Below are 14,056 nucleotides of genomic sequence, written 5' to 3' on the forward strand. Positions count from 1 at the left end.
ATGAGTGAGCGGCGGCATCCCCGGCTGGCGGTTTGGAAATTTGCTTCATGCGACGGCTGCCAGCTCTCGCTGCTCGATTGCGAGGACGAGCTTCTGACTCTCGCCAGTGTGATCGAAATCGCCAATTTCCCTGAGGCCTCGAGAGCCGTCGCGCCGGGCCCTTATGACCTCTCCCTGGTCGAGGGATCGATCACGACGGAGCATGATGCGGAGCGTATCCGCATGGTCCGGGCCCAATCGAGGCATCTCGTCACAATTGGCGCCTGCGCGACCGCCGGTGGCATCCAGACCCTTAAAAATTTTGCCGATGTGAATGCGTTCATCGCCGCGGTCTATGCCTCGCCGCAATATATTGCGACGCTTTCCACTTCGACCCCGATCTCTGCGCATGTTCCAGTCGATTACGAATTGCAAGGCTGCCCCGTCAATAAGGTGCAACTCATCGAAGTGATCTCGGCTTTCTTGGCCGGACGCAAACCATCGATCGCGGCCCATAGCGTTTGCGTCGAATGTAAGCAGCATGGCACCGTCTGCGTCATGGTTCAGGGGATGCCTTGTCTCGGGCCGGTGACTCATGCGGGGTGCGGCGCTATCTGCCCTTCGTTCCGGCGCGGTTGCTATGGTTGCTATGGCCCGATGGAAACGCCCAACACGACGGCGCTCGCACGAGAATGGCAGGCTCTCGGCGCGGCACCGCGCGATATAAGCCGAGCTTTCCGCACCTTCTACGCCGCCGCCGAGCCCTTTCGGAAAGAGAGCGTCGTCCATGCCGACATCACCCACGACGACATCACTAATGGCGACCAGGACGATCCTGGTTGACTATCTGGCTCGCGTCGAGGGCGAAGGAGCGCTCGATATCGAGGTCCATGATGGCCGCGTCACCTCGGCGCGGCTCAGGATCTTTGAACCGCCGCGTTTCTTCGAGGCGTTCTTGCGCGGCCGGGGCTATGCGGAGACGCCAGACCTCGTGGCGCGTATCTGCGGCATCTGCCCGATCGCCTATCAGATGAGCGCCGTCCATGCGATTGAAAACGCGTTCGGTGTCACGGTCAGTGGCCAACTCCGCGCGCTCAGGCGGCTCATCTATTGCGGCGAATGGATCGAAAGCCATGCTCTCCATATCGTCATGCTGCATGCACCTGACTTTCTTGGCTTTCCCGATGGGATTCGGATGGCGAGTGAACAGGGTGATGCCGTTCGCAATGGCTTGGCGCTCAAGAAGACCGGCAACGCGCTGATGCGCCTGATGGGTGGGCGCGAGATTCATCCTGTTAATGTCAAGACCGGCGGTTTTTATCGCGTGCCCAGCCGGGCAGAACTCGAACCCATTGGGGAGAGCCTTGAACGGGCCCGCGCTCTGGCCGTCGGCCTTGTCCGCTGGGTCTCCTCCTTTCCCTTTCCCGATTATGAGCGGGACTATGAATTCGTCGCGCTGCGCCATCCAGACGAATATCCGTTCAATGAGGGGCGACTCGTCTCCAATCGCGGTATCGATATCGATATCGCCGATTATGAGACTGAGTTTGAAGAACGTCAGGTGGCCCATTCGACTGCTCTGCATGCCCTGACACGGCGGCGTGGCGCTTATCTTGTTGGCCCGCTCGCCCGCTATGCGCTGAATTTCGACCGGCTACCCGCTTCTGTTCAGGCACTTGCCCGAGGGGCAGGGCTTCCCCCAGTCTGCAAGAATCCTTTTCAGAGCATTATCGTGCGGGCACTCGAAATCGTTTATGCCTGCGAGGAAGCGCTGAAGTTGATCGCGGCCTACGAACCGCCAGAATGCGCGGCGGTGACGGTTATGCCTCGCGCCGGGACGGGCTTTGGCTGCACGGAGGCACCGCGCGGCCTATTGTGGCACCGCTATGAGTTCGCGCCCGATGGCACGATTGAGCGGGCGCGCATTGTGCCGCCGACATCGCAGAATCAGCCGAGTATCGAAGCTGATCTTGCCGCTGTTGCCAGTATGATCCTTGACCAACCTGACGATGTCATCCGTGCTCGTTGCGAGCAGGCGATCCGCAACTATGATCCCTGCATTTCGTGCTCTGCTCATTTCCTCAAGCTCTCGGTGCGGCGGACATGACCGGGGCTGGAGAAAAGGAGAGGGGGCTGTACAAGATTCTCGTCGTCGGTCTCGGCAATCCAGACAGGGGCGACGATGGCATTGGCGCGGCCGTCATCCAAAGTCTCACAGGCCGGCTGCCGCCTGATGTCGCGCTTCTAATGAAGCGCGGCGATATCCTCTCTCTTATCGAAGAATGGTCTGGAATCAATGCCTTGATCTGTGTGGATGCCTCCGCGCCGATGGGAACCCCCGGCCGTATTCATCGGATCGACGCCGCGGCTGGCATATCGCCAAGTGATGTTTCCTTCACGTCGAGTCATGCATTTGGTCTCGCTGAGGTGATCGCGCTTGGCCAAACGCTTCAGCTGCTCCCAGAGGTCGCCATTGTATATGCCATCGAAGGGGCTACCTTCGACAATGGCGCACCGATGACACCCATTGTCGCTGCGGCTGCCAGGGACGTTGCGAACCGCATCGTCGTCGAGGTTGAGCGGCTGCGGCAAAATCCTATCAGCATCGTGTCGGGTGATCCTAATATAAAGGGAAGTCGAAAATAGTCGATCCGCCCTCATATTCCACCACTGCACGGATCGACTTGCCATGCATCAAGTCGAACCCTTTACAATCGAACGTGTAGTCGGCGCCGCCTTTGGTCAGTTCGACGAGGTTTTTGGCGGGATTGACATCGACTCCGACGATCTGTTCGGCGCTGATCAGCCGCAGGCCCTGGATGACATTGAGGCCGATGCCGCCGAGGCCGAACACGACGGCGCGGTTGATGCGACAGTTCGAGCTAAGATTTTAGAACCCCTTGCCGTATGAGGAAAGGTGATCTCCAGCCCTCGTCCTCATTCGATCTTTTCATCAGGATAGACCCCCCAGAGGAGGGCTTGCTGAAGATAGCCGTCGAAACCGTCGCCGGTGAGGCGACACCATGTTCCATCGCAGCGGCGCACGCCAGCGATGACATTGGCCTGAAGCTTGGCCCGGAGGGCTGAATGGTCGCTGGGCTTTTCATAGAGAGGAAATTCCTCGCCCTTTTTCCACGGCGCGATCAAAGCGGTGCGGCGGCCGGATAAGAGGGAATGCAAGACCCAGCCTTCCGACCCCTCGGAATCACGGATCTTGCGCCAGGTCTCGAATTCGGCGGTAATCTCGACGGGCAGGCCGGCGCGCTGGAACACCCAGGTGGTGCGATGGTCCTTAGAGGGGCCTTCACGGAGGTTCACCCGGTCGGATTTGAGACTCACATAGCGCGGCAGCGGCAAGCCGCTGGCGGTGCCAACTTGCTGGGCAGGCGAAGGGCTGGGGACGAGGCAAAGAGCGAGAAAGAAGAGGGACGAGAGGGAAAAGAGGCGGGGCCCCAACGGGCGCGAAGGCAGACGAGATCGGCGAGGCGGGGAAAATGGCCGAAACGCATCCAACATCGCTATGCTTTTCCTTTCGAAAATGAGATTTTGCAAGAATGAGATTTTGAACGAAACTGAAGAATGCACGTCCAGGGCCTGTTCGAGCCGGGCCCGGGTTCTGCTTCATTCTTGTCTTTGATCCGTCATCTGCTACAGAGGCCGGAGATGGCGTCAAGGTGGGAACCTTTGGGTGTATCTTCTATGCGACGTCGATGGTTAAAGTGGTGTGAAAGCCTGCGGCGGAACGGGACCGGCGCGGGTCGTTCCTGATCAAACCCGGAAAGATCGCGGCGCGGGAAAAACAATGGTGAGAAAGAAGCCTCTCGTCGTCTTGACCCGGAAATTGCCGGACGTCATCGAGACACGGATGTGTGAGCTGTTCAACACGCAGCTCAACCTCGACGATACGCCGATGGATAAGGAGGCCTTGGCCAAGGCGCTCGCGACAGCGGACGTCCTGGTGCCGACCGTGACTGACCGGATCGATGCGGAATTACTCGCTGTGGCCGGGCCGCAATTGCAATTGATCGCCAATTTCGGCAATGGCGTCGATAATATCGATGTGAATGCCGCGCTCGAACGCGGTCTGACTGTGACCAATACGCCGGGCGTGTTGACCGAAGACACGGCCGATATGACGATGGCATTGATCCTCGCGGTGGCGCGCCGGCTTGTCGAGGGCTCGCGGATCATTCCCGAAAGTGAATGGGATGGCTGGTCGCCAACCTGGATGCTGGGGCGGCGCATTACCGGCAAGAGACTAGGCATTATCGGCATGGGGCGTATCGGCCAGGCCCTTGCTCGCCGCGCCAAGGCTTTCGGTTTGCAGATTCATTACCACAATCGTCGCAAGGTCGCGGCGCAGGTGGAAGAGACGCTTGAGGCGACTTATTGGGACTCGCTGGACCAGATGCTGGCGCGCATGGATATCGTTTCGATCAATTGCCCCCATACACCGGCGACTTACCATCTTCTCTCGGCGCGGCGTCTCAGCCATTTGCAGCCGCATTCGATCCTCGTCAATACGGCACGCGGCGAGCTGATCGACGAAGCCGCGCTGACTCGTATGCTGGAGGCAGGTCAGATCGCTGGAGCGGGGCTCGATGTCTTCGAGCACGAGCCGGCCGTCTCGACCAAATTGATCCGGCTTGCCAAGGCGGGCAAGGTCACGCTCCTGCCGCATATGGGTTCGGCGACGACCGAGGGGCGCATCGACATGGGCGAGAAAGTGTTGATCAATATCAAGACCTTCATGGACGGTCACCGGCCGCCGGACAGGGTTTTGCCGGGGATGCTTTAATCCCTGTCGCGATTGAGGTTCGGACTGGCTCTTGAAGCACTGATTGCAAGCGCCATATATGCCCAAGGGCGATGCCGGAAGGGTCGCCCAACGAAGGCCAAAAGGCTTCGCGCGGGAAATATTCTTGCAGATGTCACGTCTACCTACCCTCAATTCCCCGTTCCTGCTCGGCTTTGACGAGATCGAACGGGCTCTCGATCGAGCGACGCGCATGGCGTCCGACGGCTATCCGCCCTATAATATTGAGCGGATTGCCCGTGATGGGACGCAGACCGAAATGCTGCGCATCACCCTGGCTGTTGCCGGGTTCACGCGTGAGCAATTGGAAATCACCATCGAGGATGGCCAATTGCTGATCCGCGGACGCCAGCAGGACGATAAAGCGCGTCACTATCTGCATCGCGGCATTGCCGCGCGGCAATTCCAGCGCGTTTTCCTGCTCGCCGATGGCATGCAGGTCTCGGGCGCCGATCTGACCAATGGATTATTGTCCATCGATCTCATTCGGCCGGATCCCAGTCGCGTGGTTCAGAAAATCGAGATCGCCGTTCGAGATTGAACCAAACCGCGCGGGATTGGTTGAAACCTGGAAAAGAGGGTTCGCAGGCTGGACGATTTTAGGCCCTTCGGTATTGCAAGATGCAAATTTGCAAGAAAGGTGCTGTCATGTTGGACGAAACGAAGACCCATCCTAACCCTTTGCTCACCGATGAGCAGCTCGCAAGCCTCGGCGGCGGCCGGGTCGCTTATCTGAAATCCGTGCGCTCGGAAGATGTCAATCAGCTCTTCCCCGACGCGCCGGAACTCATGCCGGGCTTGAAGCTCTTCGCTTTGCTCGCGGCCGATGGCAAGCCGATTGTGCTGACCGATTCCCGTGACGCGGCGCTGGCTAATGCCATGGAAAACCAGCTGCAAATGGTCAGCCTGCACTAATGGTTTGGCCGAAGTTCCTCCTCGAAGAACGAGAATTTTAAAACGGCGTTGCGCGATGCGCGGCGCCGTTTTGGTTTGTGCCCCTTCTTGGCCTTTCGAATAGACGCCGGTCAGCGCCCATGGGCTTTCACGGGGATGGGAAGCGATTGCCCGCCCTCATTGACGATATCGAAATGATAACGGCCGGTTCCATCGCGCTCGACGACATAGCTCAATGTCTCGACAATATGATTGCCCTTGTCGAAGGTGAGGATCTTCGGCTGGAAATCGGCGATACGCTCCGCTTCGATATAATGAGAGCTGCAAATGATGATCTCATCGCCGACCTGGCAGGTTCTGGCCGCGGCGCCGTTCAAAATGCAGCACCGTGAGTAACGCTCGCCGAAAATGACATAGGTCGAGATTCGCGCTCCGGAATTTTTATTCCAGATGTCGACGAATTCGAGCGGCAAAAGCCCCGCTTTTTCGCAATGATCCGGATCGAGCGTAATCGATCCATGGTAATCGAGATCGGCCGCGGTGACATGGATCCCATGCAGCTTCGCCGCCATGACTTTTCGCATAGAGAGACCTTTTCCATATTCGAGAACGTTTCGTGTCCGATCAACGGTCGACGAAATAATCCGGCAGAGCACGTTCGAATTTTCGCTCTCTTTCCGAAAAGGCGAAAATTCACTACCATTCATATAAGTTACGATAGCAAATTTGGCATCTTTAAACCGGCGCCGTAGCTATAGGGGGGATTAATCATGGGGTGACGGTCCAAAAAAGGTCGACTTTATTCTGAAAAAAACCTCTCGCTGCTTTCGCGCTCGTCCTGATGATGAATGTTTAAAGATTCAACTGCTTAATTCAGGGCAGATGCGATTGCTTGAACAGCATTCATTATGGCGGTGCCATAAAATTTGAAAGTGTGGAATGCGGATCAATACACGCTATGGCCTTATGGATTTCCCTGAGGCTGATCATGATCTCATTGCGCAATTCCTGGTGCGATATGGCGAATGGGCATGGGATGAGGTGTGCTTCATTGCAGAGGTTTTGCCGATGGATGGAGCGCGTGTTCTAGATGTCGGCGCATTTGTGGGTACTTTCGGCTTGGGCCTTGCTCAACGGCGCCAATTACAATTTCTTGGATTTGTTGAAGCCAATCCTACTGCTGCAGCGATGCTGAAAGAAAATGTGAAGCGCAATTGCGCAATAGCCCATAGTGTTGTTGAAGCAATTGTGGGTACGCCCGGAGAGAATTATGAGATGGGCGCGAGTGAAAGCGATAATTTAGGCTCGACTGGCTTCAAACATACCCTCAATATATCCGATAAGATTGCGTCCTCAAAGGCCGATATCTTAACACTCACCGAGTTACGCGAGAAATTGGGGCCATTTAATCTCATAAAGCTCGATGTCGAGGGCATGGAGCTGGAAATTTTGAAAGCAGATGCGGAATATCTCTCCAAAGGAGATTGTACGATCTGGACCGAATGCAATGAGACAGCAGGATCGTTGGAGCTTGTTCGGGAATTGCTCTCATGGGACCTTCCCTTATATTATTTTGCGTTTCCTGCGCATAATATAGAAAATTTTTTTGGTGATAGAGAGCCGATATTCCCTTTTGCTTATGAAGCCGGATTGCTTCTTGCCCCCAAAACTCCTCCTTCTCTCTCGCCAATACTCATTGAACATCATTGTATATTGCGACCAATTCGGAGTGAGCTCGATCTTAAGGATGCCCTTTGGAAAACCCCACGCTGGGGATTGAAAGAGTGGAACGGCTTGGAACGAGAGGAGATCGTGGCCTTGGCGGGCCATGCGCTCCTCGGTCAGAATTTTCCGGAATATTTACGTCCCGATTCGACAGCATCTGCAGCGTCGAATTGGCTAACGCTCGATCAACGTTTGAAGTCTGAACGCGGCCGCCGCGTTTTTGAGACAATGCGCGCAGAAAGAGCCGAAGCTGCACTGGCGGAAAAATCCGCGCGTCTCCTTCAATTGACTAGCGAGCATGGGCATGACACAAGCGAAACCTCTAATAAACGGGCAAAACTGACTGATGGTGAGCAAAAGATGGAAAGGTAAGATGTTAACAGAAGGGTAAGACGTTAAGGCGGAAAATTTTATTCGAGATGATTTATAGAAACCGCAGCACATAATCGAAGTTTGTGTGACTAATTCATGACAGCGAAAAATTCGTGAGTAATTTAAAAATGGCGGCTTCAAGTAAGGCTTCGTGGCTCTCTCGGTGGTTTCGCCTGAAACACTATTCGGCTGCCATTGATGCTACTTCGATCGAAGGGGCTTCTATCGAGGATGTTCTTGCCGTTTCGGAAGAGGGCGTGCTAGCCGCTGTGACGACCGAAAAGGTTCCACCTGAGGACCTTCTGGTTGATCATCATCACCTGGAAATTGCCGCGCCCTATTTCGACAAAAGCTATTATCTTGCCAAGAATACGGATGTTAGAGACGCTAATATTGATCCGCTGAAGCATTTTTTAATCTGGGGATGGCGTGAGCGTCGGAATCCAAGCCTTTCTTTCGACGTGAATTTCTATCTGCAAACATATCCTGACGTCGCCGCCGCTGACGTGAATCCTTTGATTCATTTCATTATGGCTGGGCAGGCGGAGGGACGGGAGGCGCGGGATCCACTGGGGATATGGCGGCGGCGTTTAGAAGCTGCGCGAGCGCCCTCCAAAGGAGGGACTGCGGCTTCTTTGAACAATCAGGCTGTGGACCAGATCGATGGCGATGAGTTGATTGATCGTTTAAACATCAGTCAAATGGGTAGCGGGCTCATCATTTCATTCAGCCATGATGACTATACTCGTAGTTGCGGTGGCGTGCAGAATGTCATTGTTGACGAGCAAAAGGCTTTTAACCGCGCTCAGTGGAACTACCTTCACGTCTCTCCCATGAGGCCGCTGCAAAGTCTGGCTGATATTCTTACGATTCCGGCGGATTTCATCGTCGCGATACGCATTGATGGAACATTTCTGGGGCATATAGCTTTTGATGAGTTCATCGCTGCACTTGTTAAGACAGAGGCGCGAGAAAGAGGCATTAAATGTATAATACACCATTTGATGGGGTTCTCTCCCGAGTTAATTTTAAAGTTATTTGATATTACTCAAATAAAAAGCCCCGTTGTTTGGGTTCATGACCTATTTACAGTATGTGAAAACTATACATTGCTTCGCAATGATATTACGTTCTGTGGTGGTCCACCTCCGGATTCCATGGCTTGCGATATATGCTGTTACGGTGAAGGGCGATCCGAACACTACGGGAGAATTCAGAATTTCTTTCAAACAACACATCCTATCGTACTCGCCCCTTCGGAATTTGCTCTCGAGAAATGGCGGCATTTCGAATTGCCGCATCAACAAGGTGTCGTCGTACCTCCGGCTCGGTTGGTGTTTGCCGAAGAACGATTTTCGATACATACGGCTCCACAACAGACATTACGCGTTGCCTATGTCGGACAACGAGTCTTCCATAAGGGATGGTCTGTTTTTGAGGAACTCGCTCTCCGTTTTAGACAAGATCAACGATATGAATTCATTCAACTAGGCATGCCTTCCCACGAGGTCGTGCTGCCTGATTGTATTGGATATTGCCATGTCCAAGTTGGGCCAGATGATCATGATGCGATGATCCATGCGTTGGCGGCCGCGCATATTGACATTGTTGTCCTTTGGCCTATGTGGCCAGAAACATTCTGCTATGTAGCGCATGAAGCCCTGGCAGCCGGCGTATTCATTGTAACCCATAAGGGTGCAGGAAATGTTGATCCCGTTGTCACTGTGCAAGCCCCGGAGCAGGGAATTGTGCTGCCGGATCAGTCAAGCTTATTTGCTTTATTTGAAACGGGTGACATTATCCAACTTGCTACGAAAGCCGTGCGCCGTCGCGGCGCTCTGATAGCGGGAGGCGGCACCGCAGATTGGTTGTTACGGGATAATCCTGCTCTCCTGGCATTTGGATAAAGAAGTTTAGAGGACGGTCGACGGCATATGAGTGAAATTCACTGCTTTACAAGCGCCTCCTTCTCCTATCTGGATCGGGTGCGGGTTCTCGGACAAACACTCAGAAAGCATCAACCTAATTGGAAGTTTTGGTTATGTTTACCCGATCGGGAACCTCCAGGGTTTGAATTTGACCTTGCAAACGAGCCGATTGACGGTGTTGTCCGCATAGAAGAACTTGGCATTGCGAATACGGATAGCTGGGTATTTACTCATGATGTCGTGGAACTCTGCACAGCAGTCAAGGGACCCATGTTGTGGAAACTGCTGAATGATGGTGCGTCTAAAGTTATCTATCTCGATCCGGATATTGCCGTTTTCTCGGACCTCTCTGAAATCGAGCGGTTACTCGATAGTCATGATGTTGTCTTAACGCCCCACCAGATTGAGCCAGATCACTCTCTTCAAGCTATCACCGACAATGAAATAGGGTCGTTGAAGCATGGTATTTATAATCTAGGATTTGTCGCGGTTGCCAATCGTGAAGAGGGCAGAGCATTTGCTCAATGGTGGCGAGATCGATTGCTTCACTTCTGTTATGACGATATCCCAAATGGATTATTCGTGGATCAGCGCTGGTGTGATCATGCGCCTGTTTTCTTTCCTTCCACGCATATATTGCGCGATCCGGGATACAATGTCGCTAGTTGGAACCAAAGCCGCCGTCCGATTACTATTCATGAAGATGGTTCTATTAGAGCAAATGGAAGCATACTGCGTTTTTTCCATTTCACGAAAATAACGTGGGTGGGGCAATTAATGCTTGAGCGTTATGCCAATGGACGCCCGGAAATTTTCGAATTGATGAAATGGTATTGTACGCGGCTTGCAAATAATAAAGTCTCGGGTCTACCAGACGGTTGGTGGGCGTTTAATCATTACTCGAATGGAGAGCCAATTAAACGAGCTCATAGGATAGCGCTCCGCCATAATGAATATTTGCGAGATCGTTTCAAGAATCCTTTTATTGCTTCCCCGGAATTGATGAGCTATTTGGAACCGGCTTAAAAAGCGCTGCGCGAGGTCATCAACCTCACGTCTTGTCTTCGAACCCACTATAAGCCGCTCAAGGCGGCTTTGATTTTTTCTTTCTTATCTCGCCGCCTGGAGGCCGTATTCAAACAGATCTCGTTGTTTCTCTTGGTCGACGGGTTTTGTTGTTTCCTTTGCAGTATCCGCAATGCCTTTCGCCCGTGATAGAAAAAACGCATCTCTGTAGGCCAGATCCAGTGTCTTCTGTAAGAGATCATGGAGGGGAAAGGATGCCCGAGCCCTTGCCAAGGTCAGTTTTTCTAGTTTCCGTGTCCAGCGAAGAAGGCCAGCATAGTCAACCCAGTGCGTATGCCATGCAGCAAGAGCTGCATCAATCTCGCAATAAGCACGGATAGTATTATCGTCGTGCAACATTGAAAAGGCATGTTGCGATCGGCCTTGACGATAAGATCGTTGGCAGAATTGATCGAAATTGATGGCGCGGATCATGGTCGAATAAGCGCGTGGTTCATAGATGACCCGCAACCCATGTTTAGCGAGCCGCCAGCCCAGTTCTATATCCTCGCATCCAAATTTAAAGTCAGGATGAAACACGCCGTGTCGGACAAGCAAGCCTCGCTTGCATGAACTACGGCCACCCCAAAACTCCTTGTAACCAAGCACCTGTCGGGGCTGCATCCAATGATAGGAAAACAATTGACAGCCGACTTCGGTTACGTGCCGCATGAGAGGGAGATCGGCAATCTCGGGCGCGAGAATCGTTCGGCCGAGGACGGCTACAGCTTGGTCAGGCTGTTCGAGATGAATGGCTAAATGACTGGCGAGAAGATCAGGGCTGGCGACATCGTCATCATCTAGAAAAACAACGATAGGGGCGCGGCTTACGAATATTCCGAGATTTTTCGCCGCGGCGAGTCCTGATGCGCGCTGCGGAAAAATACGGAGTGGAAGTTCATTCTGCCAATGTTTGAGAACAGCCTGTGTATCATCGGTCGAGCCGTCATCGATGGCCACGATCTCAAACCGGGATGGTGCAAGTGTCTGCTGTTTGAGACCTTGAAGAACACGAGGAAGCAAATGCGCACGATTATGCGTCGTCAAGATAGCCGAAATTTCGGGTATCATAGATAGGCCTCGATGACAGTGAAAGCTTGTTCCAGTGTCAGATGGGGGTGCTCAGCCAGCAAACGATCCATTTCTCGGCGCGCTGATTCATAATTATATCCTGTTACCGGCGGACGGATTCGATGGGCGACCGGTACGGCGTCGATGATCCCCATTTTCAGTTTCGCATCCTCGATGATTTGAGGCCATACAAAATCGAGTCCCCATCCCATCCCACACGCGTTTCCAAAGGGCAGAAGGAGTTTGGCGGCGTCTCGGCGCATACAAACGAAGGGGCCAATTTCGACAAAACGAGTGCGCCGGGCTTTCAATCCCGGCAGCACCTGGACCAACGGATGATCGGTAAAACTGTCGGTCGTGCGCGCGGGTTGACACAAAGCAAAGTCATAGGCTGTAGCGTAATCGATGAGCTTGTCGATCGCGTCGAAATCCAGTTCGATATCGTCGTCGCAGAGGAGAATCCAATCATAATCCTGCGCATCGATGAGGAGACGATCCAGAAGCTGGAATTTCGGCGTGCGTTCGGTCACGACCGCGAGCGTCATCGGATGGTCGCAAGCGCCCTTGCCATTTGGTGACAGGGCGATCCAGCGTTGTTCGACCCTGTGCTTTTTGGAAAGAGCCAGACACAGGCTGACATGAGCAACCGTATTCGGTTTCTCCGCCATATAGACACCTGCCGCCAGGATCCTAGCCATGAAAGATGTCTCCAACTTGTGTCCGAACGACATCAAGAGAGAGTGTCTTTTCGATGTGGGTCCGCCCGTGCTCGGAGAGATGGCACCATAAAGAATCGTCTCGCAAGACTTGGACGATATGATCGGCAAAGGCGCTTTCTTCGTCAGCTACCAGAATGTGGGTGCCGTCGACAAGACTCATTCCCTCCGCACCGATAGTGGTCGCGACGACGGGAAGGCCATGAGCGAGACTCTGTCCGACTTTTCCTTTCATCCCCGCACCATAACGTAGGGGCGCGATGAAGACCCGATTGCTGTCGAATAAGGGTTGTAGATATGGAACATAGCCGAGCACTTCTATGCCTGGCACGGCGCTTAGGGCCAGAATGTCCTCATTCATATTGCTTCCAGCGATCCGCAAAATGGCATTGGGTTCCTTGGCGCGGACGAATGGCCAGATTTTTTCGACGAACCATTTTATGCCGTCGCTATTTGGCGCGTGCCAAAAGCCGCCGAGAAAAAAAACACCATTGCGTTCAGTTGGCCCTGGAGGTGTGTATTGAGGCAGCTCAAACACATTAGGCAATACTTTCACGACTGCCAGCGGCGCTAGGGAGAGAAGGTTCTCCTTTTCTTCGGCCGTGATGGCGAGAGTGACATCCGCCGCAAGCGCCAGTCCGATTTCCTCTTCACGCTGGTGGCGTGCCTGCGCGAGTTTCTCGCTATCGCCAAGCAATTCGGCTTCTCGTTCCAGGCGAAGACTATGAAAATCCACCATATCAAAGGCAATGAGTGCATTGGGAAACCGCGCTCGGACCAAAGGCATGACGGCGCTGGCGATGTGTGGAAAAGAAACAAAGGCCCAATTAAGACGAGTTTCCTTTTTCCTGAGGTAGGTGTTTATCTCGTCCATTCCATAGAGAATGCATTGCACGCCATGTTTATAGAGTGCGCCTTCATAGCGTGCGCGCCCTTCATTCGATGTCAATGCCAACGGCAATTTCGAGCGCTCTATGTAAGATCCGAAGGTAATTCTCCATCCCGCTTCATTCATGAGCTGAAGCAAAGTCATCATCCGCAGCGCGCCGCTCTGCTGATCGAAAAGCGGGGGCATGTCGGAAACGACAAAAAAGTCTCCACCGCTCCACCGTTGTGCGCGAAGTATAGAGGAAACAGAACTCTCGTCGTCCAGCTTTGCATTGTTCGGGTTTTGGGCAAACAGGTTGCGCACAAATGTGGACAAAATGGAGAAAGGGGAGGTGGTGATTTTCCGAGAATGAGCCGTATCGCCGGATGGCTGAGATGGGACCGATTGGTCGGATGCCTTTTGCAGGGCTGTATTGGCCTCGGCAAGCGCAGTATTTTTAACCCGAAGTTCGTCACATTCGCGCGTGAGCCGGGCTATTTCGTACTGCAAGACTGCAGTCAACTCGGCTGTGTTGAGCGGTTTTTCCTCAAATTGATCCTCTGATCCCTGCCACGATGGATGATCCGGAAGCTTCAAGGAAGTCAAAGTTTCACCTTACCAG

The 14,056-nt window shown here is 53.6% G+C and carries 14 protein-coding genes and 1 pseudogene; 9 read left to right on the forward strand and 6 right to left on the reverse strand.

The genetic code is table 11. The features are described from left to right. The 3 genes from BIND_RS02575 to BIND_RS02585 are packed head-to-tail and all read left to right on the forward strand — an operon-like array spanning position 1 to position 2,625. Positions 1-822, forward strand: a complete 822-nt coding sequence (locus BIND_RS02575) for an NADH-quinone oxidoreductase subunit B family protein (protein WP_012383517.1) — start codon at positions 1-3, stop codon at positions 820-822. Further along, entirely contained in the window at positions 797-2,086 is a 1,290-nt protein-coding gene (locus BIND_RS02580; protein ID WP_012383518.1) for a Ni/Fe hydrogenase subunit alpha, read from the forward strand. Before BIND_RS02575 ends, BIND_RS02580 begins: the two co-directional genes overlap by 26 nt. Continuing rightward, positions 2,083-2,625, forward strand: coding sequence for a hydrogenase maturation protease (locus tag BIND_RS02585; protein ID WP_012383519.1), 543 nt, complete (start codon positions 2,083-2,085; stop codon positions 2,623-2,625). Before BIND_RS02580 ends, BIND_RS02585 begins: the two co-directional genes overlap by 4 nt. 58 nt (positions 2,626-2,683) lie before the next feature. Here BIND_RS02585 and BIND_RS21160 read toward each other — a convergent pair. Both BIND_RS21160 and BIND_RS02595 read right to left on the reverse strand, forming a co-directional pair. Beyond that, positions 2,684-2,842, reverse strand: a pseudogene (locus BIND_RS21160) (S-(hydroxymethyl)glutathione dehydrogenase); the annotation flags it as partial. A 74-nt stretch (positions 2,843-2,916) separates the two neighbouring features. After that, entirely contained in the window at positions 2,917-3,495 is a 579-nt protein-coding gene (locus BIND_RS02595) for an SH3 domain-containing protein (RefSeq protein ID WP_012383520.1), read from the reverse strand. A gap of 286 nt (positions 3,496-3,781) precedes the next feature. Between BIND_RS02595 and BIND_RS02600 the strand changes: the two genes are divergently transcribed. The 3 genes from BIND_RS02600 (at position 3,782) to BIND_RS02610 (ending at position 5,710) form a co-directional block, all read left to right on the forward strand. After that, a complete protein-coding gene (locus BIND_RS02600) occupies positions 3,782-4,777 on the forward strand; it encodes a 2-hydroxyacid dehydrogenase (RefSeq protein WP_012383521.1) in 996 nt (331 codons plus the stop codon). 130 nt (positions 4,778-4,907) lie between these two features. Continuing rightward, the gene (locus BIND_RS02605) at positions 4,908-5,336 is read left to right on the forward strand and encodes an Hsp20 family protein (RefSeq protein WP_041778352.1); all 429 of its coding nucleotides are present in this window, start codon (positions 4,908-4,910) and stop codon (positions 5,334-5,336) included. Between the two features lie 107 nt (positions 5,337-5,443). Further along, positions 5,444-5,710: a BQ00720 family protein gene (locus BIND_RS02610; protein ID WP_012383523.1), complete on the forward strand. Its 267-nt coding sequence runs from the start codon at positions 5,444-5,446 to the stop codon at positions 5,708-5,710. Between the two features lie 110 nt (positions 5,711-5,820). On the opposite strand, the gene panD is transcribed toward BIND_RS02610, so the two are convergent. Further along, positions 5,821-6,273 (reverse strand): aspartate 1-decarboxylase, encoded by a 453-nt coding sequence (gene panD / locus BIND_RS02615; RefSeq protein WP_012383524.1) that lies wholly within the window; start codon positions 6,271-6,273, stop codon positions 5,821-5,823. A gap of 355 nt (positions 6,274-6,628) precedes the next feature. Here panD and BIND_RS02620 point away from each other — a divergent pair, with 355 nt between their 5' ends. From BIND_RS02620 to BIND_RS02630, 3 genes are all read left to right on the forward strand, one after another. Then, entirely contained in the window at positions 6,629-7,786 is a 1,158-nt protein-coding gene (locus BIND_RS02620) for an FkbM family methyltransferase (protein WP_012383525.1), read from the forward strand. 113 nt (positions 7,787-7,899) lie between these two features. Continuing rightward, a complete protein-coding gene (locus BIND_RS21075) occupies positions 7,900-9,693 on the forward strand; it encodes a glycosyltransferase family protein (protein WP_148210540.1) in 1,794 nt (597 codons plus the stop codon). A gap of 27 nt (positions 9,694-9,720) precedes the next feature. Next, positions 9,721-10,740 carry a ligand-gated ion channel gene (locus tag BIND_RS02630; RefSeq protein WP_012383527.1) on the forward strand — a complete coding sequence of 340 codons (1,020 nt, stop codon included), beginning with the start codon at positions 9,721-9,723 and terminating at the stop codon, positions 10,738-10,740. An 84-nt stretch (positions 10,741-10,824) separates the two neighbouring features. Here the strand turns inward: BIND_RS02630 and BIND_RS02635 are convergent, their stop codons facing one another. From BIND_RS02635 to BIND_RS02645, 3 genes are read right to left on the reverse strand one after another with little or no spacing between them, the layout of a single operon-like run. Beyond that, positions 10,825-11,850 carry a glycosyltransferase family 2 protein gene (locus BIND_RS02635; protein ID WP_012383528.1) on the reverse strand — a complete coding sequence of 342 codons (1,026 nt, stop codon included), beginning with the start codon at positions 11,848-11,850 and terminating at the stop codon, positions 10,825-10,827. After that, positions 11,847-12,548 (reverse strand): glycosyltransferase family protein, encoded by a 702-nt coding sequence (locus BIND_RS02640; protein ID WP_012383529.1) that lies wholly within the window; start codon positions 12,546-12,548, stop codon positions 11,847-11,849. The genes BIND_RS02635 and BIND_RS02640 overlap by 4 nt, the downstream gene beginning before the upstream one ends. Continuing rightward, a complete protein-coding gene (locus BIND_RS02645) occupies positions 12,541-14,040 on the reverse strand; it encodes a glycosyltransferase family 4 protein (RefSeq protein WP_012383530.1) in 1,500 nt (499 codons plus the stop codon). Before BIND_RS02645 ends, BIND_RS02640 begins: the two co-directional genes overlap by 8 nt. Positions 14,041-14,056 lie beyond the last annotated feature (16 nt).

This window comes from Beijerinckia indica subsp. indica ATCC 9039, assembly GCF_000019845.1.
GTDB lineage: Bacteria > Pseudomonadota > Alphaproteobacteria > Rhizobiales > Beijerinckiaceae > Beijerinckia > Beijerinckia indica.

Bases quoted from the DNA above. Each gene is read 5' to 3' on its own strand.
- BIND_RS02600 (WP_012383521.1), top strand. From the start codon at position 3,782: ATGGTGAGAAAGAAGCCTCTCGTCGTCTTGACCCGGAAATTGCCGGAC.
- BIND_RS02630 (WP_012383527.1), top strand. From the start codon at position 9,721: ATGAGTGAAATTCACTGCTTTACAAGCGCCTCCTTCTCCTATCTGGAT.
- BIND_RS02585 (WP_012383519.1), top strand. From the start codon at position 2,083: ATGACCGGGGCTGGAGAAAAGGAGAGGGGGCTGTACAAGATTCTCGTC.
- BIND_RS02595 (WP_012383520.1), bottom strand. From the start codon at position 3,495: ATGTTGGATGCGTTTCGGCCATTTTCCCCGCCTCGCCGATCTCGTCTG.
- BIND_RS02620 (WP_012383525.1), top strand. From the start codon at position 6,629: ATGCGGATCAATACACGCTATGGCCTTATGGATTTCCCTGAGGCTGAT.
- BIND_RS02605 (WP_041778352.1), top strand. From the start codon at position 4,908: ATGTCACGTCTACCTACCCTCAATTCCCCGTTCCTGCTCGGCTTTGAC.
- BIND_RS02640 (WP_012383529.1), bottom strand. From the start codon at position 12,548: ATGGCTAGGATCCTGGCGGCAGGTGTCTATATGGCGGAGAAACCGAAT.
- BIND_RS02610 (WP_012383523.1), top strand. From the start codon at position 5,444: ATGTTGGACGAAACGAAGACCCATCCTAACCCTTTGCTCACCGATGAG.
- BIND_RS02635 (WP_012383528.1), bottom strand. From the start codon at position 11,850: ATGATACCCGAAATTTCGGCTATCTTGACGACGCATAATCGTGCGCAT.
- BIND_RS02575 (WP_012383517.1), top strand. From the start codon at position 1: ATGAGTGAGCGGCGGCATCCCCGGCTGGCGGTTTGGAAATTTGCTTCA.
- panD (WP_012383524.1), bottom strand. From the start codon at position 6,273: ATGCGAAAAGTCATGGCGGCGAAGCTGCATGGGATCCATGTCACCGCG.
- BIND_RS02580 (WP_012383518.1), top strand. From the start codon at position 797: ATGGCGACCAGGACGATCCTGGTTGACTATCTGGCTCGCGTCGAGGGC.